Origin of the sequence: Butyrivibrio fibrisolvens (assembly GCF_037113525.1) — a bacterium.
Taxonomy (GTDB): domain Bacteria; phylum Bacillota; class Clostridia; order Lachnospirales; family Lachnospiraceae; genus Butyrivibrio; species Butyrivibrio fibrisolvens.
The window spans coordinates 1,982,073-2,004,876 of record NZ_CP146963.1 but is presented as its reverse complement, the minus strand read 5'-3'; the positions used below and the strand labels follow the sequence as shown (position 1 = coordinate 2,004,876).

Annotated in this window: 21 protein-coding genes; 2 read left to right on the top strand and 19 right to left on the bottom strand. The window is 40.8% G+C overall.

Annotated features, from left to right (window positions below; all coding sequences use genetic code 11):
* Window positions 1-160: 160 nt before the first annotated feature.
* Entirely contained in the window at window positions 161-949 is a 789-nt protein-coding gene (locus WAA20_RS08280; protein WP_073385340.1) for a Cof-type HAD-IIB family hydrolase, read from the top strand.
* 257 nt (window positions 950-1,206) lie between these two features.
* Here WAA20_RS08280 and WAA20_RS08275 read toward each other — a convergent pair whose 3' ends face one another.
* The 7 genes from WAA20_RS08275 to WAA20_RS08245 form a co-directional block, all read right to left on the bottom strand.
* Entirely contained in the window at window positions 1,207-2,280 is a 1,074-nt protein-coding gene (locus tag WAA20_RS08275; protein ID WP_073385339.1) for a DUF2804 domain-containing protein, read from the bottom strand.
* Window positions 2,281-2,457: 177 nt separating this feature from the next.
* The gene (locus WAA20_RS08270; RefSeq protein WP_073385337.1) at window positions 2,458-3,534 is read right to left on the bottom strand and encodes an iron-containing alcohol dehydrogenase family protein; all 1,077 of its coding nucleotides are present in this window, start codon (window positions 3,532-3,534) and stop codon (window positions 2,458-2,460) included.
* A 256-nt stretch (window positions 3,535-3,790) separates the two neighbouring features.
* Window positions 3,791-5,242, bottom strand: coding sequence for a zinc ribbon domain-containing protein (locus WAA20_RS08265; protein WP_073385336.1), 1,452 nt, complete (start codon window positions 5,240-5,242; stop codon window positions 3,791-3,793).
* A 389-nt stretch (window positions 5,243-5,631) separates the two neighbouring features.
* Entirely contained in the window at window positions 5,632-6,666 is a 1,035-nt protein-coding gene (locus WAA20_RS08260; protein ID WP_073385334.1) for an NAD(P)H-dependent glycerol-3-phosphate dehydrogenase, read from the bottom strand.
* A 202-nt stretch (window positions 6,667-6,868) separates the two neighbouring features.
* On the bottom strand, window positions 6,869-7,540 hold the full coding sequence (gene plsY, locus WAA20_RS08255) for a glycerol-3-phosphate 1-O-acyltransferase PlsY (RefSeq protein WP_242951136.1): 672 nt from the start codon (window positions 7,538-7,540) through the stop codon (window positions 6,869-6,871).
* Between the two features lie 92 nt (window positions 7,541-7,632).
* Window positions 7,633-8,988 (bottom strand): ribosome biogenesis GTPase Der, encoded by a 1,356-nt coding sequence (gene der / locus WAA20_RS08250; RefSeq protein ID WP_073385332.1) that lies wholly within the window; start codon window positions 8,986-8,988, stop codon window positions 7,633-7,635.
* Between the two features lie 171 nt (window positions 8,989-9,159).
* A complete protein-coding gene (locus WAA20_RS08245; RefSeq protein WP_073385330.1) occupies window positions 9,160-10,542 on the bottom strand; it encodes a DUF512 domain-containing protein in 1,383 nt (460 codons plus the stop codon).
* 213 nt (window positions 10,543-10,755) lie between these two features.
* Between WAA20_RS08245 and WAA20_RS08240 the strand changes: the two genes are divergently transcribed.
* A complete protein-coding gene (locus tag WAA20_RS08240; RefSeq protein WP_073385328.1) occupies window positions 10,756-11,955 on the top strand; it encodes a ribose-phosphate pyrophosphokinase in 1,200 nt (399 codons plus the stop codon).
* Window positions 11,956-12,297: 342 nt separating this feature from the next.
* Here WAA20_RS08240 and WAA20_RS08235 read toward each other — a convergent pair whose 3' ends face one another.
* The 12 genes from WAA20_RS08235 to WAA20_RS08180 all read right to left on the bottom strand — a co-directional run bounded on the left by WAA20_RS08235 (window position 12,298) and on the right by WAA20_RS08180 (window position 22,701).
* Complete coding sequence (locus WAA20_RS08235) at window positions 12,298-13,464, bottom strand: glycosyltransferase (RefSeq protein ID WP_073385326.1); 1,167 nt, start codon at window positions 13,462-13,464, stop codon at window positions 12,298-12,300.
* A 32-nt stretch (window positions 13,465-13,496) separates the two neighbouring features.
* Window positions 13,497-14,522: a low specificity L-threonine aldolase gene (locus WAA20_RS08230; protein ID WP_073385324.1), complete on the bottom strand. Its 1,026-nt coding sequence runs from the start codon at window positions 14,520-14,522 to the stop codon at window positions 13,497-13,499.
* Window positions 14,523-14,555: 33 nt separating this feature from the next.
* The gene (gene yfbR, locus WAA20_RS08225) at window positions 14,556-15,161 is read right to left on the bottom strand and encodes a 5'-deoxynucleotidase (RefSeq protein ID WP_073385322.1); all 606 of its coding nucleotides are present in this window, start codon (window positions 15,159-15,161) and stop codon (window positions 14,556-14,558) included.
* Window positions 15,162-15,196: 35 nt separating this feature from the next.
* Complete coding sequence (locus WAA20_RS08220; protein WP_073385321.1) at window positions 15,197-15,583, bottom strand: YraN family protein; 387 nt, start codon at window positions 15,581-15,583, stop codon at window positions 15,197-15,199.
* A 24-nt stretch (window positions 15,584-15,607) separates the two neighbouring features.
* The gene (locus tag WAA20_RS08215; RefSeq protein ID WP_073385319.1) at window positions 15,608-15,919 is read right to left on the bottom strand and encodes an EscU/YscU/HrcU family type III secretion system export apparatus switch protein; all 312 of its coding nucleotides are present in this window, start codon (window positions 15,917-15,919) and stop codon (window positions 15,608-15,610) included.
* A 73-nt stretch (window positions 15,920-15,992) separates the two neighbouring features.
* The gene (locus WAA20_RS08210) at window positions 15,993-17,828 is read right to left on the bottom strand and encodes a flagellar hook-length control protein FliK (RefSeq protein WP_073385317.1); all 1,836 of its coding nucleotides are present in this window, start codon (window positions 17,826-17,828) and stop codon (window positions 15,993-15,995) included.
* Between the two features lie 138 nt (window positions 17,829-17,966).
* On the bottom strand, window positions 17,967-18,725 hold the full coding sequence (locus tag WAA20_RS08205) for a ribonuclease HII (RefSeq protein WP_073385315.1): 759 nt from the start codon (window positions 18,723-18,725) through the stop codon (window positions 17,967-17,969).
* A gap of 79 nt (window positions 18,726-18,804) precedes the next feature.
* Window positions 18,805-19,365 (bottom strand): signal peptidase I, encoded by a 561-nt coding sequence (gene lepB, locus WAA20_RS08200; RefSeq protein WP_073385313.1) that lies wholly within the window; start codon window positions 19,363-19,365, stop codon window positions 18,805-18,807.
* A gap of 93 nt (window positions 19,366-19,458) precedes the next feature.
* The gene (gene ylqF / locus WAA20_RS08195) at window positions 19,459-20,343 is read right to left on the bottom strand and encodes a ribosome biogenesis GTPase YlqF (RefSeq protein ID WP_073385311.1); all 885 of its coding nucleotides are present in this window, start codon (window positions 20,341-20,343) and stop codon (window positions 19,459-19,461) included.
* A gap of 244 nt (window positions 20,344-20,587) precedes the next feature.
* Window positions 20,588-21,265 carry a signal peptidase I gene (gene lepB, locus WAA20_RS08190; RefSeq protein ID WP_242951135.1) on the bottom strand — a complete coding sequence of 226 codons (678 nt, stop codon included), beginning with the start codon at window positions 21,263-21,265 and terminating at the stop codon, window positions 20,588-20,590.
* A 121-nt stretch (window positions 21,266-21,386) separates the two neighbouring features.
* Complete coding sequence (locus WAA20_RS08185; RefSeq protein WP_073385310.1) at window positions 21,387-21,581, bottom strand: hypothetical protein; 195 nt, start codon at window positions 21,579-21,581, stop codon at window positions 21,387-21,389.
* A gap of 262 nt (window positions 21,582-21,843) precedes the next feature.
* Window positions 21,844-22,701: a hypothetical protein gene (locus tag WAA20_RS08180; protein WP_073385308.1), complete on the bottom strand. Its 858-nt coding sequence runs from the start codon at window positions 22,699-22,701 to the stop codon at window positions 21,844-21,846.
* Window positions 22,702-22,804 lie beyond the last annotated feature (103 nt).

Sequence of the window (22,804 nt, the reverse complement as noted above, 5' to 3'; positions counted from 1 at the left end):
TTTAAGATTTGTTTAAGATTCTAAAAATGCAAAGCTTCAGAGGATTCCTAATACTATTTTATATACGTAAAGTAATTCATATATTTTATGGAGAGATTGAAAAAATTTACGATATGATTTATAAAAGTAAGATAGGATTTTTAGAAAGTAGATAATGATTATGAAAAAATATGTATTTTTTGATATTGATGGTACTCTTTGGGATTTTCATCAAGTAATTCCGGAGAGCACAAAAAAGGCCATTAGTATGCTTAGGGAAAATGGGCATGCTGCTTATATTAATACAGGCAGGGCACGTTCTAATATTATTGAGAAAGAGCTTCTGGATCTGGGATTTGAAGGAATTGTGGCAGGATGCGGTACTCACATTGAGAAAAACGGGGAAGTTATCTATGAAAAGCTCATGACAGATGAGCAGATAGCACGTTCTCTTAAGGTTCTGACTGATAATAAGATGCCGATGGTGTTTGAGGGTCCTGAAGATCATTTCTTTAATGTTGAGGACTTTGAAAGCGTTGGAGATCCATATATACAGCTTCTTAAGGACAGGCTTGGGCCTATCGCGAAACCAACGTCTATGATTGGCAAAGGTACACGCATTAATAAGTTCAGTGCTGATATCAGCGAAGATACTGACTTTGAAAAGGTTATGTCACTTCTTCCTGACTTTGATTTTATAGATCACAACGGTGTTATTGTAGAAATAATCCCGGAAGGCTTCTCTAAAGCCACGGGAATCAAGGAGTTCATGGAACTTGAGCATATAGATCTTGATGATGTCTTTGTAGTGGGCGACAGTATGAACGATATGGATATGTTCAGGCTTGCAAAGCACTCAATCTGCATGGGCAATGGAGATGACAGGATCAAGGCAATCGCCGAATATGTCACGACCGACATCCATGAAGACGGCATCTTCAACGGGCTCAGACACTATGGACTGATCTGAATTATGCTACGTTGCCGAAGGGTTCCTGAGGGTGGCTGGTACTAATCGATTTTCTTGTCATGAAAGTTTTATAAATTCAAGGCATAATAGATGGAGTTATATATTCTGGGATCCAAACTCGCTACGCGGGGGCATGTGGATCCCATACAGAATATATAGCTCCATCTATTTTGCTCTTGAATTTAAATAAACCTTTCAAAGACAAGAAAATCGATTAGTACCAGCCACCCTCAGGAACTTTCACGGTATCTATATAGTTAGTATTTGTTGTGTACTTTTTCTATGAAGCATAGCAAGTCATTAACTTCTATGACTTTGCCATCATCAAGGATTGCTTTGCCATTCATACGCCCAAAGACTTGGTGCTGGTCGGATTCTATTACTTTGTAGTCTAATTTGGCTGCTCTATCAAGGATTGGGTGGAAGGTCATTTCGAATCGCTTGTCGGAGGAGGTAATCTTCCAGTCTTCCATGTAGCGAGGGCTGACCATGTCGTAGAGGCTTACGTCGCCGGGGATTTCGATAGTAATATCGTCAAGTTTATGTACTATGCCGTCATAGATGATCACGTTTTCAGTTGCGGCAGATGTGTTGCCAAAGCCGTATCCGATATTGAAGCCGAAGTCGTGGCCATCTATTCTTGCGTTTCCGTTGCCCCAGTACCAGGTATTGTCGTAGGTCCATACTCCTCTGCCCCAGTCAAGGGTTGCATAGTCTCTTTCTTTATCAAAAGTATAGATTTTGCCATCATAAGTAATAGTTCCGGATGCCTTCATACAATTGATCTTTTGATTATAATAAAAGGCATGTTTCTTGTTCCACGGAGTTGCTATGACCATGGTGTCTATGTTCGGCTGATCAAGCACTATGTCTGCCTTTAACATCTTCCCATCTTTAAAATTCTTAAAGGCACACTTTATATGTCTTGTATTTTCATCTTTTTTATATAATAGATGGAGCCTGTCATTTTTGAATTCCACATCCCCTACTGAAGAATTTTCGGGCATATGCATTTTGCCCATGGGGAATAGATTAAGGACTGTTTCAGTATGCTCGCTCAGATCCTTGGGGCCAAGATGGAGTAATGATACAGATTGAAGACCAAGATAGCCATCATCAGATATTGTAAATGCTGCTGCAAAACTCTCGTCATCAGAGTCCTTGGCATCATGAATTATCATGTAATAGTCCCATTCCTTGATGCGAAATTTCGGAGCTTTGATCATGTCCCTTTTGTACTGCCAGACCTGGCTCTTAGCCCAGCCCGGTTCTACGATCTCACCGTCTCTTCCAAGTAATAGCTGACTCGTTGTAACCTCATGACTTCTCATAAGCACCCCCTACAAGAATCGAACCTATCTCATAATATAATTATACTCAAACTTCGCACTAATAAAACTACTTAATAACTTGAATATTCCTGAGGCTGGCCGTTAATAAATGTTTTTCTTGTCTTTGAAAATCATTTATTAACGGCCAGCCTCAGGAATAGGCGAAGCCTTAACCATTTATATACCAGCTATTCTCTTGAGAATGCTGTCATTTATTTCGAATGGCACGCAGCTGAGTTTAGCCTTGTTGCTGCAAAGTTCCTCATATGCTATCTCTCTGTAATTTAAAGGAATCTCATCCGGTTCACAAACCTTTTTGAAAAACTCATTAAGCTCATCCGGATCTCCAAAGCCAGATTTTGTAAGGATAAAATCCCTATCCTCTTTATTCATGGCTTTAACAAACTCAGCAAGGAAATAGCTTACGCTCTTACCATGAGGAATATTAAGGCCTATTGTTATCGGATAACTTAACGCATGAGGAATTGTAGTTCCTGTCTGGGCTATTGTCATTCCTGCCATTGTAGAGGCATCCATCAGACTTTGCAGATCATCTTCAGATGCTTCTTTAGTTCCGTCTATAACGCCTTTACAGCTTCTCCAAATATCAAGACCATGGGAAGCGCACATTCTAGTGTATGGAGTTGCCTTTGTATGAATAGTTCCTTCTATCATATGAGAAAGCGCATCCATTGCTGTATTTCGAAGGATTGATCTAGGAGCTGTCTTTAAATACTTACCATCGACAAAAGATACATTAGGATAGAGTTTGTGTACACTGGATTTCTTAGTCTTAAGGTCGGTTCTTGTAAGAACAGATACACCTGTAACCTCTGATCCTGTGCCACATGTAGTTGGAACTGCTGCAAGAGGAAGCATATCATTACTTTTATTAGTATCGTAAAGATATTCCCATCCATCATTGTAGTGAGCCATCATAAGTGATATGGCCTTTGAAGCATCAAGAGCTGATCCTCCGCCGATTCCTACTACGAAATCACATACATTATCGCGCCCAAACTCTCTGGCTTCCATGATACTCTCAACTGTAGGATTTTCCTGAATTCCTTCATATACAGAAAATTCTTTTCCCGAATCTTCAAGAATCTGAGCTACATCATCAAATGATCCGTTTATTTTCGCTGACTTTGATCCTGTAACGATCAGAGCTTTTGTACCAAGCCCTGTCAGATAATCTTTATTATTTTTTAATGCATCCTGGCCTGTAAAAAGCCTTGTTGGTATATAATACATTTTTTAACCTCATGTCGCGAGTGAAACGAGTGACTAATGGTTGAAGTGGTGGAGCTCGCGACACCACTTTGTGAAGTTTGAAAATTTTATTTTCAAACTTTCTCCTTTAATATGGTACCTTTGAAGCTACTTTAAATTCTGACCACTACTTATATTATCACGAATTCACCGTTTGTGATTTCATATTCTGATTTTGAGACATAGAAAATGGCCGTAAACTCTGATAAGTTCAAAGTTTACGGCCATACCATTACACTTATTTATCTCTTTCTTCATAGTTAATGTCGATGCTAAGACCTTCTTCAGGTTCTTCAGTATCACCAGTTATATAGAAATCTATATTATCTTTGCTAAAGTAGTAAGACCAGTCACTAGAATCAACTTTTTCATATTCCACACCAAGATCATCCATCATATCTTCTACCTCTTCCTTGGAAGATTCATTTGTAATGTCTCCCGGAAGAGCAAAATCAGCTTTGCTAAGGAAATTATAGGATGTAATTCCATCAAGAACGCAGTTCTCAACAGCTACAGTCTTATCAGAAATATTTTTAGCATTTAAATATATCTTATCCTCGCCTTTAGTGATAATTACTTTTCCATATTCAGAAGGCTCAAGGTACGTTCTGCATTCACCCTGTACATATGTAAGTTCCCATCCATTATCAAAAAAGTTGCTTAAAGGAGATCCTATCTCATAAACAACTCCGTCAAGTTCAAATCGTCCTGATGTAAAATTATCACCAAGTTCGTCCGGAAGCTCATAATCTGCTATTTCAGAAGGCACTTCGTCTGATATTTCAGGATCAGCTTCATCTGCGCCTTTAAGGTCAGTTGTATCATACAGATAAATATGGAACCATAATGTATGCATGATTTCTTCTTTTTCTGTTTGATATTCAATATGGTAGTTTATTCTACTTTCTTCACTTGATTCCTCAAATTCATAGTGATACAGATGATTAGATGGTGTCTCATAGTCTGTAAGAACATTTTCTTCATCGAGTGTTTCTACAAAGTCAGCCATTTTATCAAGAGACGTATTAGTTCCTACTCCACCTGGGAAAAAGATATCCGGATAATCCAGATTCTTCTCTTTTTCCTTATCATTCTGATGATTGTCCCATGAAAAGCCTGTTATATAGCAATCTTCAAATGCAATTGGATAATCATCAAAGTTTTCAAAGGTTATAGAAAAAGCTCTTCCGTTTTTAATAAGTGTACAATTTTTATCAAAATGAGATTCAACCGTCTTTACATGATCATCACTTTTCCATCCATTATCTAAAAACTCTGACACCTTGCATGGGAACTCATAAACAGTATCATCAATCTGAATTGTTCCTGAGAAAAGATCATCCCCAAGATCGTCTTTCAATGGCTTATAGGTTTTACGTTTAGAAAGCCCAGATGTAACTAATGAAACAACTACTATTGCTGCAATTATACATGCCACAAGCCCAATAATATAATTCCTGCTCTTACCTGTCTTCTTTGACAGCTTATCTATCTGTGAATTTACCGGACTTATTTTCTGCCCATTCATCTGTGTATTTACTGTACTATTTACCTGTGAGTTAACTGTACTATTAGCCGCTCCATTTACCTGACTATTTGAATCAGCTCCCCCATTCTGCTTCGTCCCGCATTTCGGGCAAAACATTGCATTATCCAGCAACTCATTTCCGCATTTCAAACACTTCTTCATACCTTTTAAATCTTCTCCTTTTAACTTATATTCTTAACCTTCGCACATATAAAGCCTTCCAATACCTTGAGGATTCCTGAGGCTGGCAGTTAATAAATGATTTGGTTGTCTTTGAAAAATATATTAAATTCAAGAGCTTGATAGATGGAGATTTATATTCCTGCTCAGGGTTTGACTGTTTGAGCGCAGCGAGTTCCCGACATAGAAGTTCATCCATGAACTTCTGAACATGTCGTAACTACGTCCTGTAGTTTCAAACCCTAGGAATATAGATCTCCATCTATCATGCCTTGAATTCAATATATTTTTCACGACAACCAAATCATTTATTAACTGCCAGCCTCAGGAATCCCCTCGCATGAACCTCTAAACGTGCGAAGTTTGAGCCCCTATTCCTCTGGGAACTCGATCTTATGGCTCTCAACCTTCTTGTCACGAAGCATAAGATCTGCCACTGCTTCCTTCGCCGGCTTATTATTAAACAGGATCTCGCACACCTGCTCTACGATTGGCATTTCTACGTCAAAGAGCTTAGAAAGCTTAAGTGCAGCCTTTGCAGAATATACACCCTCAACTACCATCTGTACCTCGTCCATAGCTTCCTGCATCGTCTTACCCTGACCGATCAGGATTCCTGCTCTTCTGTTACGAGAATGCATGGATGCACAAGTTACGATAAGATCTCCAATTCCGGAAAGACCTGCAAATGTCTCGAAATTACCTCCTGCAGCAATACCAAGACGAGTAATCTCTGTGATTCCTCTCGTGATAAGAGCTGCCTTAGTGTTATCACCATAGCCAAGTCCGTCTGCGATACCTGCAGCAAGTGCTATGACATTCTTGCAGGCTGCACCTATCTCAATTCCCTTCATATCAGGGCTGATATATACTCTGAATACTTCATTCATGAACACATTCTGAAGTCTTACTGCCACGCTTTCGGATATAGATCCAACCACTATCGTAGTAGGAGTACCTTTACCTACTTCCTCTGCATGGGAAGGTCCTGACAGAACAGTTATATTTTTTCTCGGGAAGTCATTACCAAGAACGTCATGAATGACCTGGCTCATAACAAGAAGTGAGCTGTCTTCGATGCCCTTAGAGCAGTTAACGATTATCTGGTCGTTTGTTATATAGGGCTTCATAAGCTCCATTGTCTCTCTAAGGTGTGCTGACGGAACAACAAGAACGAGAATACTCTTGCCGCTGACAGCTTCTTTAAGATCAGATGTAAACGCTACAGATTCAGGAAGCACAACTCCGGGGAGCTTGTCCTTATTCTCATGATCCTGATTTAGCTTTTCTGCAGCTTCTTTTCTTCTGGTCCAGACTGTAACATCGTGTCCGTTATTCTTAAGAAGATATGCAAGAGCTATTCCCCAGCTACCTGCACCTATGATTCCAATGTTTTCTTTTTCCATAATCAGTCCTCTATATTAGATTTCTATGTACCTACTACAGGACGTAGTTAGTACATGTTCAGAAATGCATGGATGCATTTCTATGTACCTACTACAGGATGTAGTTAGTACATGTTCAGAAATACAGGGATGTATTTCTATGTACGTTTAAAAGGGCCAAAGGCCATATTGTCTATGTCCTTTTGGCCCTTTATATTTAAACTTAGTCAACTTTATTTTTCTTGAAAATGTAAGTCTTTCTCTCTTCGCCTTTGAGCAGCTTAACGATATTGCTTCTGTGTCTGTAGAATGCAAGTGCTGCCATAATGATAGCGACAACATACATCTCGATCTTGTCAGCAGTAGCCATATTTGCAAATCCAAAAAGTCCAAGCTGGCCTTCAATTATAAGAAGGATGATGAATCCCACATATATAGCAAGTGATCCAAGGGATACAAAATGAGTTATGTTGAAGATCACGAGGAAAACGATAAGGAACATTGGGATGAAGCTCCAGTGGAATGCGATAACAAATCCGCATGTAGCAGCTATTCCTTTTCCTCCCTTGAAGTTCATATAAAAGGGGAAATCATGTCCGAGGATCGCACCAAATGCTGTATATATCTTGAAAAGGTATACGTGTTCAGGATATATTCCGCCAAGGATCCAGCCTACAAGCCATACAGCAATAGCACATTTAAGCATATCTCCGAAAAGAACCGTGAATCCGGCTTTGGGTCCAAGTACGCGAAGAGTGTTAGTTGTACCGGCATTACCGCTTCCGTGTTTTCTGATATCGATGCCTTTCATCTTACCGTAAAAATATGCTGTCTGGATCATACCAAAAGCATATCCAACAACTAAACAAATGAGTCTGAGAACTACCATATTCATTTTAAAGTCTCCCATAGATCAAGTATGTTTGATAAATAAGGTGATGCAGGATCAAAAGCTTTTTGACCCATGCATCATCATATTTCATCTGATTATTTATGATTACCCTTTATAGAGTTATCTCCCTTACGCTCACGGATAAGGAACTTAAGAGGTGTTCCGGCAAAGCCGAAAGCTGCTCTTACCTGGTTCTCAATATAACGTGTATATGAGAAGTGCATGAGCTTTTTGTCATTTACAAAAATAACAAATGTCGGCGGCTTAACAGCTACCTGAGTCATATAGAAGACTTTGAGTACGCGGCCTCTGTCTGACGGTGGCTGCTGCATAACGAGTGCCTGCATGAGGATCTCGTTAAGGACACCTGTTGCAACACGCATTGAATGATTCTGGTATACAGCATCGATCATGTCATAGAGTTTTACAAGTCTCTGACCTGTCTGAGCTGATACGAAAAGGATCTCGGCATATGGCATGAATGACAGGGTCTGTCTTACTTTCTTGGTGAAGTCATTAACTGAGTGGTTGTCCTTCTCGATAAGATCCCACTTATTAACAGCGATGATAACAGCCTTGCCATTGTCATGAGCGATACCTGCGATCTTAGCATCCTGCTCTGTTACGCCTTCTTCAGCGCTTATAACAACTACACATACGTCTGCACGCTCAACAGCGCTGACTGTACGAACCAGCATGTACTGTTCAAGGTGCTCTTTGATCTTATTGTGACGTCTGATACCTGCTGTATCAATAAAAGTATATTTCTGCTTATTATGTGTGATCTCAGTATCTATTGCATCTCTCGTAGTACCTGCAACGTCTGAAACGATAAGTCTGTTCTCGCCGATGAGCTTGTTGATGATACTGGACTTACCAACATTAGGCTTACCAATGATAGCAACCTTGATGTTGTCATCGTCCTCTTCATCCTCAGTAGCTGTTTCATCAGGGAAGTGCTTAACAACTTCCTCGAGCATATCGCCGATACCCTGCATGTTAGCAGCTGAAATCGGTATAGGATCACCAATACCAAGGTTATAGAATTCATATACGTCAAGACTGTCACGCTTAAAGCTGTCAACCTTATTAACTGTAAGAACTACAGGCTTGCCGCTTCTGCGGAGCATATCAGCAACCTGAGCATCTGCATCTGTCACCCCCTGCTTAAGATCGCAAAGGAAAACGATAACATCAGCTGTTTCAATGGCTATTTCAGCCTGCTGACGCATCTGTGACAAAATAACATCCTTGGAATCAGGCTCGATACCGCCTGTATCAATAAGTGTAAACACCTTTCCAAGCCACTCTACGTCCTGGTAGATACGGTCACGTGTTACACCTGGTGTATCTTCTACTATAGAAATTCTTTTGCCGGCAAGGGCGTTAAAAAGTGTGGACTTACCAACGTTTGGTCTGCCGACTACTGCTACTATCTGTTTTCTGGGCATTTTATTTCCTCCATGTTATGCGTACGTATCTGACTAAAAGAGATTCATATACTTCTTACAGACCATATTCAAACCATACTCATTGAAATACATATAATCTCATCAAATAAGGTCTTTGGTCCAAGAGTCAGATCTATTGAAGAACTTCTCAATCTCTTTAAACATGGGATGTCAGATCTTAAAACCATTTTCTGTTAATCTGAATAACCTGTCTATGAGGTCGTCACCTTCATTTCTGATTATTTCGATGTCAATACCTAGCGCTTCTTCAATCTGCGGAACAGTTATATCATCCAGAAGATAATTCTCTCCTGCTCTTAAGACATTCTGTGGCAGTAGAAGCTTATTCCCAAGCTCTTTTCCCTTAAGCTGTCCTATAATATCCTGTCCTGTGAGAAGCCCTGTAACCGTGATACCCTCACCAAAGAAGTGATTGATGATCTCGGCGCAGTTAACTTTAAGGCCTGGGCAATAGTCCATTACTTCATTCATCATGTCCGCTATATAAGGGTGGATTAGCTTGCCCGAGACAACTGTGTAAGTATACTTAAAATTTTGTAAATAATCAAATAATTTTTGATCTTCCGATGCAGCCTCTTTAAGCGCCTCAAGTGATTCGTGGAAGTCGTCAAGAAGGAGCCTTACCATTCCTACGCCGTTTTCAAGCTGTCCGTATCCGTCATACAAGGATGCTGGCGGGATTGGAAGTCCTGCTATCATGAACCACTCATCAGAAGCGTGGATGAAGTGATCTCCGGTCTCCTTAAAGCTCTTTTCCTGCCAGTAGGTAATCTCCTCTACAACTTTCCTGGCCTCTTCTCTTCCAAAAGGCTCTAATGGGAAAAGACCTTCTCTAAACTTGGAAAGTCCTACAGGTACTATAGATACGCTGCGAAGACTTGGTCTGTAGCTGTAAAGGTCCGATAAGCTTCTGTGGAGCTCCTCTCCGTCATTGATTCCTTTGCAAAGAACGATCTGAGCGTTGAGCTCTATTCCATACTGAGGATCGCAGAGCTTTTTGAACTTCTCAAGAGCCTGTCCCGCAAAGCGGTTGTTGAGCATCTTGTTACGAAGTTCAGGATTGGTTGTCTGGATCGATACGTTGATAGGAGAAAGATGATATCTTATGATCCTGTCTACGTCTGCATCAGACATGTTTGTAAGTGTGACATAATTACCCTGAAGAAATGAAAGCCTTGAGTCATCGTCTTTGAAATAAAGAGTCTCTCTCATTCCTTTGGGCATCTGGTCTATAAAGCAAAATATGCACTTGTTATGGCATGACTTGTAATCATCCATCAGTCCATTGTCAAAGATTATGCCAAGGTCCTCATCATCGTCCTTCTCGATCTCAAGAAGCCACGGCTCTCCGTCAGGCTTTTCGATAAGAACGTTGACTTCACTGCTCTCTGTAAGGTACTGATAGTCAAAAATATCCTTGATTTCCTGATCATTGATGGCTATCAGTCTGTCCATCGGCTCTATTCCGACTTCTTCAGCTATGCTTCCGGGCCTTACATCTCTTATAAAATGGCCTTTAAAATTGTTATCCATGAAATATCCTTAAAAAATAATCCACAATATCAATGCGCAGAAATACTAATTATCTGCGCACACAGAATTATTTTAACATGAATAGCCTTGACGTGCCACTGTCGAGATGATAAAACATAGTACGGAAGGGTCAAAAATTGCTATGAATAATGTCTAAATACTCTTGCTTTTGACCTCATAACTGTTCACTACATCGCGAAATGGAGATATAAAATGCCAGATTTTCAGCAGCTCGAAAATAAGATTCCCGTTGCACCTCTTAAACTTGTAGTCCTTGACTCTGCTACTGAGCTTGGAGATAAGGTCGACAAATATCTTGTTGATTTCCGTAACAACATTCACACAGTTCCGGCTGGCGATCCTGCTTTCAAGAATTATATGCAGGACAGCTACAAATTCGTTCCCAAACTCGACAGATTTGCTTCAGGTGAAGCTAAGGCTTCTTTGAATGACTCAATAAGAGGTGATGACCTGTTCATCCTTTTGGACGTTGTCAACTACAACTGCCCTTACAAAATGAATGGTTTTACCAACTACAAGTCTCCTGATGATCACTATCAGGATCTTAAACGTGTTATCGCCGCTGCAAACGGCAAGGCTAAGCGTCTCAACGTCATCATGCCTTTCCTTTATGTAGGTCGTCAGCACAGAAGATCTCAGCGTGAATCCCTTGATGCCGCTCTTATGTTTAAAGAGCTTGCTGATATGGGTGTTAAGAACTTCATCACTTTCGATGCTCATGATCCTAGAATTTCCAACTCAGCTCCACTTAACGGTTTTGATAACTTCATGGCTACTTACCAGTTCATGAAGGAACTTCTTTTAAACATTGATGATCTTATCGTTGATAAGGATCACCTTATCGTAATCAGCCCGGACGAAGGCGCTCTTGACAGAGCAGTATATTTTGCCAACGTTCTTGGCGCAGATACAGGTATGTTCTATAAGCGTCGTGACTACGCTCACGTTGTTAACGGAACTAACCCTATTGTTGCTCACGAATTCCTTGGTTCTAACATCCAGGGCAAAGATGTTATCATCGTTGATGATATGATCTCTTCCGGAGCTTCAATGATCGATACAAGTAGACAGCTCAAGGAAATGGGCGCCAAGAGGGTATTCATCGCCTGCACATTTGGTCTTTTCACAGATGGTATGGATAAGTTTGATGATGCTTATGAAAAGCGCGAATTCGACTACATTATCTCTACTAACCTGACTTATCAGAATCCTGAAAATGTTAAGCGTCCATATTATCTGGTTGCTGACATGAGTAAATATATCGCAACAATTATCGACTTCGTAAATCATGATGTATCAACAAGCAACATCCTGATTCCTACATCCAAGATCCATGAGATCGTTCAAAAGTACAACGAAGGTGACCATACACTTTCAGAACTTAGAAGCTGATACACTTTGCCCCAGCTGCATATGCAGGCGGGGCTTTTTGTGGTATAAGGACGGATAAACGAATTGGTCATAACAGAGGTAGGTTGCGTTCCAAGGACTATGATAAATAAAAGCATTAGCCTCAGGTGAAAATGTTCCAGGGTTTTCTAAGAGTCTTATCCGCTTCAGTGGGCACGCTGTACTTGCGCTCCTAAGACTCTAAGAAAACTCAGGAACATTTTCAAAATCGGCTAATGCTTTTATTTATCATAGTCCTTGATCTACTTTATTGGATCTGTTATGACCAATTCGTTTATCCGGGGTTATAGCTCCTTAAATAGTATATACAATACAGATTTATCTTTAGCAAATCATACTCAGGTAATTGCTACATAGACTATCTACAAAAGAGTCCCAACCATATGTCGATGTAATGCTCTCATGAGCAGCATCTGCTAATTGCTGCATATATGCATCATCTGAAAGTGTCTTTTTGATCTTATCTGATAATTCTTCAAGCTTTTCAAGCGAGAATCCCACATAAGAACGGCCCATAATCTCATTTAACGCAGGTGTTTCGTCGCTGAGACACACTGCGCCGTGGCCGGCGGCAGTGAATACCCGGTCGTGGATTCCGTCTTTGAACCAGGGCATGACGTTTAGGAGCATCTTGGCTTCGTAGGCCATGTCTACGGATCTGTGGTATGAAACTTCAGGTAGTATTTCGAGATTATCATATGGGGTGTTATCGTAGCGTCTGAAATCGTTCCAGCCGTGGCCGCATACGGTGAGTTTATTCCCTCTGTTAAGGATTGCTCTTACTACTATGTCTCTGGCCCAGGCGGCTGCTGCAGTGTCGGCCAGGTAGTAGTATTGCATGAACTGTCTGAACATTTTATCAGGTATTTTCTTCTCCCTGGTATCAAGGAATTTCTGCATGGCATCTTCTATGGTCAGAGTGGTGTCAGCCTGCATGTAGCTTAGGATCTCAAAGACATCTCTTCTGGCGTCAGGATTGATGTCAGAGAGCTTTCTTTGTATAAATTCAGGTGAAGTATAGGTTCCGGTGAAGAGTATACCGATTCTGCGATCTTTTATACTTTTGATATCATCATCATTTACAGGCATCATTGGTAGAGGCGCAAAAGTTATGCTTTGAAGCTCCGGATAATATTTTTCCAGATAAGCCACATGTCTTCTGTCTATGCAGATGACATGCTGCGGCACGTTTTGTGACAGCTGCCCATGAAAATAAAGTGGATGGTCCAGAAGATAGTTAATGAATGGCCCGTCAAGCGCCTGAAGTACTGGTGTTCCGTCATCAAGCTTCTTGTCAGGCATTGTGGAATCAAAGTCAATTATGGCGTCATAGCTTTTCCCAAGGAAAATCCTTATGTTCGCACTTTTAGATTCGTCAAAAACATCTACGTCTGCCCCGTAGCGCCTTAGCGCATGATAGAGGCAGTCCGTAAATGTATAAAAAGATTCGTAACAAACTCCCTTAGATCTGATCAGTAGAAATCTCCCCATAAGCTCCCCTTCGCTTTCGAAAGATCAGGTTTTCAAAGAATATCTATAAGTTTATCAACATCTTCCTTAGTTGTAGCCCAGCTTGTGCAGAATCTGATGACCTGTCTTCCATCATCAAGAGTCTCCATAAAGCCGTATTCAACGTGCTCTGAAAGTTCCTCGGCCTTTTCAGGTGTCACAACCGGGAATATCTGGTTGGTCGGCGAATCAATATAAATGTCATATCCGTTTGTAAAAAGAGCTTCACGAATTCTGATAGCTCCATCGATAGCATTTCTGCAGATCCTTGTATAAAGATCATCTGTAAAAAGAGTATCGAACTGAAGTCCAAGAAGCCAGCCCTTAGCAAGCATTGCGCCGTGAATCTTGATGATAGTATAAAAATGTGGCACAAGGCCGGGAGTTGTAAATACTACAGCTTCTCCCATCATAGCCCCGCACTTGGTTCCGCCAATAGTAAATACATCCGCTACATCGGCTATATCTTTGAGCGTAGCATCGTTTTCATCACAGGCAAGTGCGTATCCAAGTCTTGCTCCGTCGATATAGAGCTTAAGGCCGATCTCGTCGCAGGCACGTCTTATTTCTTTTAACTCAGAAAGAGAATAAAGTGTTCCGTATTCGGTAGGCTGTGATATATACACCATTCCGGCTGCAACTTCATGCTCATTATTAAGGTCGTTTTGGAACTTCTCGTCAAACTCCCAGATACTCTTTGCACTGATCTTGCCATCCTTTTGTTTAAGGGCAAGTACCTTGTGTCCGCCATGCTCTATTGCACCGGCTTCGTGAGTATTGATATGCCCTGTCTCAGCAGCAAGTACGCCCTGATAAGGCTTTAAGATTGAAGAGATAACAGTTTCATTGGTCTGTGTTCCACCTACAAGAAAATACACTTCTGCCTCAGGCTTACCACATGCTTTTCTGATCTTGTTCTTGGCGCTTCCTGAATATACATCAAGGCCATAGCCGGTGATCTTTTCAAGGTTTGTTTTCTGTAGATTATTAAGGATCTCCTGATGAGCTCCCTCACAGTAGTCGTTAACAAATTTGAGCATTGTTTATTCCCTTTCTAGCTATTTCTATGTACGTTAATCGCTTAATTCATCCAGTGTTCTGCCATATGGTGGCAGGAAGTCGTTTACAAAATCCAGCACTTCAGGGTACTTGGCCTGAAGCTCGTTGATGGATTTCTGAGTTGTCTCCTTGGCGGTTCTAAACTCTGTATTACCGCTGCGCTCTTCTTCTATACATTTGATAAGGGCAGATATCTTATCTGCTGCCTTGATGAGGCCGCGCATATACTCTTCTTCATCAGTTCCGGCATTCTTGTAGATCTTTTCATAAGCGGGACGAAGGTCCTCGGGGAGCCTTTTAAGAAGCTGATCCTCTGCGATCTTCTCGACTTCCTTGTAGGCATGCTGGATGCTGGAATTATAGTATTTAACAGGAGTTGGAAGATCTCCTGTGATGATCTCGGTTGTATCGTGATACAGACCGATAAGCGCAGCAAGGTTCGCATCAAGCTTATGGCCATATCTTACGTTGCCGATAGTGCACAGTACATGCGCGATCATAGCAACTTCGCATGAATGCTCAGAGAGATTCTCAGCACGGGAATTTCTCATAAGCGCCCATCTTTCGATATATTTCATTCTTGATACTGTGGCAAAAAAAGTATATGTATCGTTATTCATTATTATTCCTCAAACTTTCTTAAGATATTTATATTCTACCGCATTTTTCGTATAGGTATATAGTCAAATGCATTCTTTACATAGTGAACCTTAACAGTCTCCTGTCTTTCATCTACATTAAGTGCTATCACATCAAACCTGACCGGTGTGAACTGATCTAATTTATTCTTTGTCAAATAAAAATCGCAGCCCCTTGATATGGTCCGCTGTTTTCTATATCCTACAGCTTCCTCTGCCATACCAAAAGTGCTGCTTGAACGATACTTGATCTCTCCAAAAACTATATAATCGCCATCTTTATAGATGACATCTATCTCACCACCTTTGAAACGGAAATTCCTTTCAATGATCCGCCCGCCGTGGGATTCAATGAATTTGCAGGCTATATCTTCCCCCTGCATTCCAAATTCATGTTTATTCAATTTCTATCTCCAATCAATATTCCATTATCTAAGAAGCGGATTATGGGTTTTATCCTTAGCCCTGATCTTGTCCATTGCGTCAACGAATACAAGTATCTCCGCAACAACTTCATAAAGTTCCGGCGGTATCGCTTCCCCAATATCCAGGTGCGACAAAGTATCAGCCAGCTTGGAATCTGTATGAAGCGGTATATCATTTTCCTTGGCCTGTTCAATAATTTTCTCCGCAACAAGTCCCTTACCTGAAGCAATAACTTTAGGCGCATTATCCTCATTGGGATCGTAGCCAAGCGCTACGGCTGTTTTGTTTTTACGCTTATCTGAAAGTTCTGCCATATTTTTTCCCCAAAGGATACAGGATGTATCTAAGTGCATGTTCAGAAGTGCATGGATGCACTTCTATGCACATTCAGGCCCTTGCATCAAACGATGATGACGAAAGCAGTGTCATCTTATCGCCCTTTTGTAAGAGCTCATCAACCGCCTGGTTCTCCGAAGTCATATCATCCGCAGGAAGAACCTGATAATTCATGGTATAACCTCTTTTGTTAAGTCTCATTGTAAGTTCATCGATGTGCGCTGCAATCAGGTCTATGCAGGACTCATCAGCCATATAGAAATTGGTGTTGACCTTCCTGTCTGTCATCCTTACGTAGACATCCATAGGCCCCAGATTGTTCATATCAAGATGAAGAAGGGCGCTTACACTTCCATCGTCAGAAGCCATATGTTTTTTATTAGAATACACGTACAGATCCCCGTGGGCATCGTTTCCAGACATCTTAAGGGGAAGCTGAACGTAAGCATACATCTGATTGAGCTGGTTCATGAAGTCAATGTTCTGTGACAGATTCTGAGAACTTTGGAAAGCGCTGCTGTTTTCTCCAACGTGGTTTTGGAGTATCTGCGTCATCTGCTTAACCTGAGAATTCAGCCTGTCATAGAGATTTTTGACATTTTCCTTGTCACTGACGTCTCCCGGACCTATAGTCCACTGGGAGGCGATATTGCTTTTCAAAACCTCTGTAAATGTATCTGAGGAAAAGAGCTTGCCCCATGCCTTATCAATATTGTCAGAGGTATGTATAGTTTTTTCATACAAGTTTGAAAGCAGTCTAAGGAGCGCTGCCTGGTCTTCGCCTCCTGCTTTAATTAGTTCATTCAAAGCTTCCGAAGGAATTCCTGCATTTTTAAGAGCACCTGCAAACCGGGTCAGATCAAGCTTGGCGCTTAAACTCAAAGCATTACCAGCGCTCTGCAAAGATTCATTATTGGAACCTGCAATAAGGTTATTGGTAACTTCCCTTGCATCAGTTCCTGCCTGGCTATTTAAAGGGCCCTGAGCCTGAATTCCATCTCCCTTGCCTGGCTCAGTCTGATTCTGAATGCCTTCAGGATTTAGACCTGCTTTCGCGGCTTCTGCGCCTTTCTCAGTGCTTCCATCAGACGCCAAACCAAGTACCGCGTTATCACCTTGTCCCTGAAGGGCCGCAGCATTTTTTCCATCCTGCCCTAAAGCATTTGCAGCTTCCGATACATCTCCTGCAAAGAGCTTCATCAGGTCACCATAGAGATTAAGAGCCTGACCCTTATCTCCTGCAGCTACCATCTGATTAAAAGCCTCCGGGAGTTCATCCATGATACTATTTGCGCCGTAGAGTACCTGATGCTGATAATTCTGATAATTCTGGAACTGCTGAATATTGCCCTCATTTATAGGGATATTCAGGTTTTTCATCTGAACAAGTGTGTTTATGTCAGCGCCCGGATTATCAGACAAGATCCTGCTCATCTGCTGAAGACTCTGCTTGTCTATGCTCATGCCTTCTTTCATCATCTGACTTACCATCTGACCAAGTTCGTCAGTCACAGATAGTCCCGCAGCAAGAAGGGCTTTGGACGCAGTTGCATCAAGGGCTGCTGTATTTTGATATAGGGGAGTTAAAGTCAGAGTTCCTGAAGCAGAACTTTTTACAGAAAAAGAAAGAGTCTGACCGGCACTAAGCTGCATGCCATTTTGAAGCTTGGCATCAACTATTGTGTTGTTACCAAGATCAATCTGGGCAGTTCTTGAGCCGTCAGCCCCTTTTGTAACAGATAAAACCTTACCGCTTAGAGAATCGCCTGCCGCTAAAGAGCGCAGAGATTCCTGGCCCTTAGATACGACTGCAACATCTGAAGTTCTGTTAACCTGTAGCGATCCCTGAATCTGACCGCCAGGTCCTACAGTAAGGCTTCCCGGCATACTAATCTCCACGCTATGAATCAGCCATTTGCAAACGTCTCGATGATCAACCAAGCAAATGGATATCGAAATATCTAGTACATATTTATAAGTGTTGAGTTCTGCAAAATACTCTCATATACTTGCAACGTACAACAATCAAATAAAATTCCCGATAAAAGACCTTCTGTGGATCTCACACGGGCCGTACTTTTTGAGTGCTTCTATATGAGCTGCGCTTCCGTAACCCTTGTTGGATGCAAATCCGTACTGGGGATACTTCTCGTCAAGCTCTTTCATAAGTCTGTCTCTTGTAACCTTGGCAATAATGCTTGCTGCAGCTATTGATACAGACTTGGCATCACCTTTTATGATAGATACCTGCTTGTATTCTTCAAGCTGAGGAACATGCACGGCATCAAGAAGGAGGATGTCAGGACGCACCGGAAGCTTACCTACAGCTTCTGCCATAGCTTCGTAGTCCGCCTGAAGTATATTGATCTCATCGATCCTTTCAGGACTTGCAAAAGCAACTGCAGCTCCTACTGCCTTTTCCATGATGATATCGTAAAGCTCTTCTCTCTTTTTTTCGGATAACTTTTTAGAATCGTTTAGATACAGAATTTCTGTGTCCTTAGGCAGTATTACTGCTCCTGCGCACACAGGACCGGCCAGAGGGCCTCTTCCGACTTCATCGATACCGCAGACATAGCCCATTTCCTCATATCTGCGCTCGAATTCTTTCATTTTTTCCGTGCGAGCTCTCTCTGCTTCGAGAGCTTTTATTTTCTTATTAGCTGATTCTACAAGCTTTTTAATGCCATCACGGTCATCATCAGCATACTTTTCAACAAAAGTTTCATACTCATATATGCTAAGGGATTTATAGTAATCTTTGATCTGTGATATAGATTCCATCTGTATTAGTCCATTCCAGTATTTTTTTCAGTCCACATCATGAACAGCCAGCGCTGATACGCTTCTTGTCACATCATGCTTATTTCACAACTCCAAAGCTGTCAAACGGATAAATTCGAAGCCATGCCTTACCCACAAGCTCGTCACGCTTGATGTTTCCAACATCTTCATAACGTGAATCCATGGAATCGTTGCGGTTATCGCCCATAACGAAGTATTCATCAGGTCCCAGAGTCACACCTTCATAAGCTACTCCCGGATTTTTGATAACTTCGCGGCCATAGCTTTCCACAAGCTTCTGCTCATTGATATAGATATTGCCCTCAAGGTCGATCCTTACAGTTTCCCCAGGCAGTCCTATTATTCTTTTGATAAAATAGGTACTGTTCCCAAAGGCATCTACATGCGGGAATACAACTATATCGAACCTCTCAGGGTCCCCAATCTCGTAAGATATCTTGGATACCACGAGAGAATCCTTGTCCTGAAGTGTGTTCATCATAGAATGTCCACTTACTTCGGTCCTTTGCGCAACGAATGTGATGAAGAGAAACGTGATAAGCACTACCGCTGCGATATAGATAAGTGTAGATGCAATTTCTTTTACCACCTTATGAAAAGTACTGTTGTTTTCTTCCATTGTTATGTCCTTTGCCTTTCTTAAAAAGACATTCCTCCCCTTTCAGTTTGCCATTATCAAACTCGCTTTTTTCTAAAATGCGAGCCACTTTCTTCAATTTTCAGGTGTATTCTCAAGAGTTATGCGGCCAAGCCTTCCTGCACGGAAATCGTCAAGAATAAGATTAGCTGCGCGCATATAATCAGGTCTTGCTCCCGGAAGAAGAAGATTTCTTGCCTTGGCAACAGCACAAAGCATTCCTGAATAGTTAGTCATGAGGTGCTCTTCTTCAACTGCGTTTTCAACATCCTCATCTGTTATATTATACGTCTTATATACAGCCTGTGCATAGTCGCTTTCAAGCTCCTTGATAAGGTCTATAGCCAGTTCTCCGCTGTCTATGTTGTCATCATTCATGGAACCGATCATAGCAAGATGCGCGCCTACTGTCTGGTCTTCAAACTTAGGCCACAGGATACCTGGAGTATCAAGAAGCTGCAAAGTCTTACCAAGCATGATCCACTGTTTTCCCTTTGTAACGCCTGGTTTATTACCGGTCTTGGCAGCTGCTTTACCTGTTAAGTGATTGATAAATGTTGACTTACCAACATTAGGAATACCTGCAACCATAGCTCTTATAGGACGATTCACAATGCCCCTTGCCTTATCTCTTGCTATCTTATCTGCACAGGTCTCTTCCATAAGCTTTTTGATCTTGCCCATATCCTTTGAGGTACGGGAATCAAGAAGAGCTGCCATATATCCCTGTGATCTGTAATATTCAACCCACTGATTATTCTTCTCAGGGTCTGATAAATCTGCTTTATTAAGAATGATAAGCCTCTGCTTACCTTTACCAAGCTCATCGATGTCAGGATTACGGCTTGATACAGGAATCCTTGCGTCTGTGATCTCTACGATCATGTCTACAAGACCTATATTCTCCTTCATCATTCTCACTGCTTTGGTCATATGACCGGGATACCACTGATAATTCATAAATCTCCTTTTTACCAAAAGTTTTAAATGTGTGTTTTTAGTATTTTTTCAAAAACACGATTAAAACTATTACTATGACTTTTTGTCACTTCGTTCCAAAAGTCATGTAAATAGGCCAATTAAGAACACCTTCGGTGTTGGGCCTATTTACCTACCGATTCACTTTCTTACGAAATCCGCAGTAAATGCGGATTTCTGATTCAAAGTTGCGAAAACATATCAATTTTAATCATTGGCTTCAATCTCAATCGCCGCTACCCACAATACCAGAAGAGCCCTGTTCACCGCCGTATGCATACCATACAGTTCCAAGTATCCAGCTCTCTTTAACAACTCCGATATTGGCACTTCGGCTATCTTCCGAACTGTTTCTGTTATCACCCAGCACGAAATATTCATCCGCACCAAGCTTTATGGGGCTTGCAGCTATTCCTGCCTCTTCCATCTTATCATAAACTTCAGAATCAGTTACCTGCATAGTCCCGTTTATATACAGCGCTCCATCAATTATCTGAACCGTCTCACCCGGCAGAGCCACTACTCTTTTGACATAATAATGTGAATTAGTATTTCCATTTGGCAAAAAAGCTATGATGTCACCCCTTGAAGGCCCTGTAAGATAAGTCGATACCTTATTCACAAGTACATACTGGTCCGCATAAAGGCTCGGCTCCATTGAATCTCCGACAAGCTCAACACTCTTGCCAAAGCCCATAACAAGCATTGCTGCTATCACTATCGCAACAACCGTATAGAACACCCACGACAGTACTTCCCTTATGATCTGGGGAGTTATCTTTTTCTTCTTGTTGTGATATTCAAGATGAAATTCATTTTTCCTTCTTCGTCTGAATGCCATTACCTGATCCTGCCTTACTACGAAATTACAGACCTTTGCCTCTACAGAAAGCCATAAGTCCAAGTGCCATCTCAAATAAGCACTCTTTTTATTTTACCACAAATATGCATTTTATAGAAAAAAAAGCGCTTCTATGATGATCCGTCATAGAAACACTTTTTTATTTTATCTTGTATCTAAATACTTAATATGTGCGCATAAACCTTCGCTTTTCTTCATCCGTCATTTCAAACACCTGCTTGCCTAATTTCTTTGCATAAGCTATAGCACCTCTAATATCCACTTTTACATGCGGCAAGTCTTTTGCTGAAACAGGATTTAAATCCATAGTTTCTAGTTGTTTATAATAATTATTAAAGTTCTTCATCTGTCCATTCATAGTTATATACCTCTATGATCTCAGCGGTATCTGGCGAATCAATAAATACTTGATATGGGTGAAGCATTCCTATATGCTGAGCATTAAATATTTGATGCAGTAATAAACAATAAATCAAATGCTAAATCCAGACATTTTACGAAACAAACCAAATATACATATACAATTATAACCATCATAGAAATTTTACTTTTGTTATACTATAGCACAACAATCCCTCTCTTTTGCCACAAAAGAGAGGGTAAAAATATAAAATCAAATATTAAGTTCGCGTTGTTATATAGAATTCTGCATGGTCCCAATTTGAAATGATAGATGGATCTGCCAACAGGCCTTCCCATATATCAAAGTATTCTCTATTTGCCAAGTCTTTAAATTGTTCCAAATCGGCAGGTTCATAAATTACATTTCCATCTGCATCGAAAAGTCTAAAATAAATAACATGTGTATAATCTTTTACCGATTCCATATTCGGATAACATACGTCTAATTTATACTTATCCCAAACATCATCTAGCGAATAAAGGGCATAACCACGTTCATATATTGCTGACTCATCATATTTAGATGAATCATATGAAATGGTTACAACCGAACACTGAGTATCATAATCTTCTCCCATATTACTTATGTCATCTTCTGCAAACAAAAATAAATCATTAACATTTTCAGCTTCATCTGGCGATGTAAAATAATATAGAACTTCACCTGGCGCAAAATAACTATCCCTTGGCCAAAATCCATCAGGATCTTGCGAACCACCAGTAATCACACGATATGTAGCTGACGATTTATTTGTAATTATCCATAAATTACTATTAACATCACTTTGTTCTATTGTTACAGATGCCTCTTCATATGTTTTCCCTGTATCGTTTACTGCAAGTGCGCCACCTGTAGCCATATTTCCATCTGTAGTAGTTGCATCTCCACTTGTTGCAGTTTCTTCTCCATCTGTTTTAGCTACCTCTTCGTCATCAGTTGTAGAAACAGAATCAGCCTTTGGTGTTTCTTCTGTCTCGTTAATCTCAATATCTTCTTTTGATGTTTCCTCCTCTGCACCACAGGCTGATACAAGAGTCGCTGTAACCAAAAGTAATGCAATAATTTTTTTCTTCATACAAGCCTCCAAAATCTAGTTTTTTAAATTACTATACAAACGTTATCTATACGCCATCAGAATAGCTGAATATAATACCTTAGCAAATACTATTACCTGATAA